At 61.2% G+C, this 2,013-nt stretch carries 1 protein-coding gene and 1 pseudogene; both read right to left on the reverse strand.

What is annotated here, in order from left to right:
- The coding region (locus ACIOZM_RS18565) for an FAD-dependent oxidoreductase (RefSeq protein ID WP_401216256.1) at positions 1–865 on the reverse strand (865 nt) is incomplete at its 3' end.
- Positions 866–888: 23 nt separating this feature from the next.
- Positions 889–2,013: pseudogene (gene glyA, locus ACIOZM_RS18570) on the reverse strand (serine hydroxymethyltransferase); the annotation flags it as partial.

Here is a 2,013-nt window from a genome sequence, read left to right on the forward strand (position 1 = left end):
CCCGCTGCAAGCGCTTGTGTCCGTGCACGGCGTTGGACATGATCACGCTGTCGATAATCGGTTTGATCGGCTCGGACACAAGCGCTTGCAGCGGGTGGGATTCGATCGGCAGACGGAAACCGGCCAGTTTGGCCATGTGCCCGGAGTTACCGGCAGTCACCACGCCGACGCGCTTGGCGCCGATGAAGCCCTTGTTGGTTTCAACACCGATGCACACGCCGTTTTCCTTGCGGAAACCGATCACTTCGGTCTGCTGGATCAAGTCCACGCCGAGGGCGTCGGCGGCACGCGCGAAACCCCAGGCCACGGCATCGTGACGAGCAACGCCACCGCGACGCTGAACGGTCGCACCCATCACCGGGTAGCGGGTGTTTTTCGAGCAGTCGAGGTACGGGATCTCGTCGGCAACCTGTTGAGCGTTGAGCAACTCGCCATCGACGCCGTTGAGGCGGTTGGCGCTGACCCGACGCTCGGAATCACGGATGTCCTGCAAGGTGTGGCACAGGTTGTAGACGCCACGCTGGGAGAACATCACGTTGTAGTTCAGATCCTGCGACAGGCCTTCCCACAATTTCATCGCGTGTTCGTAGAGGTGCGCCGACTCGTCCCACAGGTAGTTGGAGCGGACGATGGTGGTGTTGCGCGCGGTGTTACCGCCACCCAGCCAGCCCTTCTCGACCACTGCGACGTTGGTGATGCCGTGTTCTTTGGCAAGGTAATAAGCCGTCGCCAGACCGTGCCCGCCGCCGCCGACGATGACCACGTCGTAGACCTTTTTCGGGGTCGGCGTGCGCCACATTTTCTGCCAGTTTTCGTGATGGCTGAGGGAGTGCTTGAAGAGGCCGAAGCCCGAATAGCGTTGCATAGTCATTTACTCCAAAACCGCACTCAGCGATAAACCGGGAAATCTGCGCACAGAGCCGAAACCTGCTGGGCGACATTCGCCTCGACATCGGCATCGCCGAGGTTATCGAGGATGTCGCAGATCCAGCCGGCCAGCGTCACGCACTGGGTAACCTTGAAGCCGCGCGTAGTCACTGCCGGGGTGCCGATGCGCAGACCGGAAGTCACGAATGGCGACTGCGGGTCGTTCGGTACGGCGTTCTTGTTGACGGTGATGTGCGCACGGCCAAGGGCGGCGTCGGCGTCTTTGCCGGTCAGGCCCTGACGGATCAGGCTGACCAGGAACAGGTGGTTGTCGGTGCCGCCGGACACTACATCGTAGCCACGTTTGATAAACACGCTCGCCATCGCCTGGGCGTTGTCGATCACTTGTTGTTGATAGGCCTTGAAGCCCGGTTCCAGTGCTTCCTTGAAGCACACGGCTTTGCCGGCGATGACGTGCATCAGCGGGCCGCCCTGAGCGCCGGGGAATACGGCGGAGTTGAGCTTCTTTTCGATCTCTTCATTGGACTTGGCCAGGATCAGCCCGCCACGTGGACCGCGCAGGGTCTTGTGCGTGGTGGTGGTGACCACGTCGGCGTACGGCAGTGGGTTCGGGTACAGACCGGCGGCGACCAGACCGGCGACGTGGGCCATGTCGACGAACAGCAGCGCCCCGACCTTGTCGGCGATCTGGCGGAAACGCGGGAAGTCGAGAGTCTTGGAGTAAGCCGAGAAACCGGCAACGATCATTTTTGGTTGGCACTCGACCGCCAGACGCTCGACTTCGTCGTAATCGATCAGCCCGGTCCTGGTGTCGATTCCGTACTGCACGGCGTTGTACAACTTGCCCGAGGACGACACTTTGGCGCCGTGGGTCAGGTGACCGCCGTGGGCCAGGCTCATGCCGAGAATGGTGTCGCCCGCGTTGATCAGCGCCAGGTACACCGCGCTGTTGGCGGAAGAACCGGAGTGCGGCTGGACGTTGGCGTAATCGGCGCCGAACAGTTGCTTGGCGCGTTCGATGGCCAGCGCTTCGACTTTATCGACGTGCTCGCAGCCACCGTAGTAGCGCTTTACATCATAGACTTAGGCGATTTTGTTTTAAAGGCCGCTGACTTGCGCTTTCAT

This window comes from Pseudomonas sp. NPDC087346, from assembly GCF_044744235.1.
Taxonomy (GTDB): domain Bacteria; phylum Pseudomonadota; class Gammaproteobacteria; order Pseudomonadales; family Pseudomonadaceae; genus Aquipseudomonas.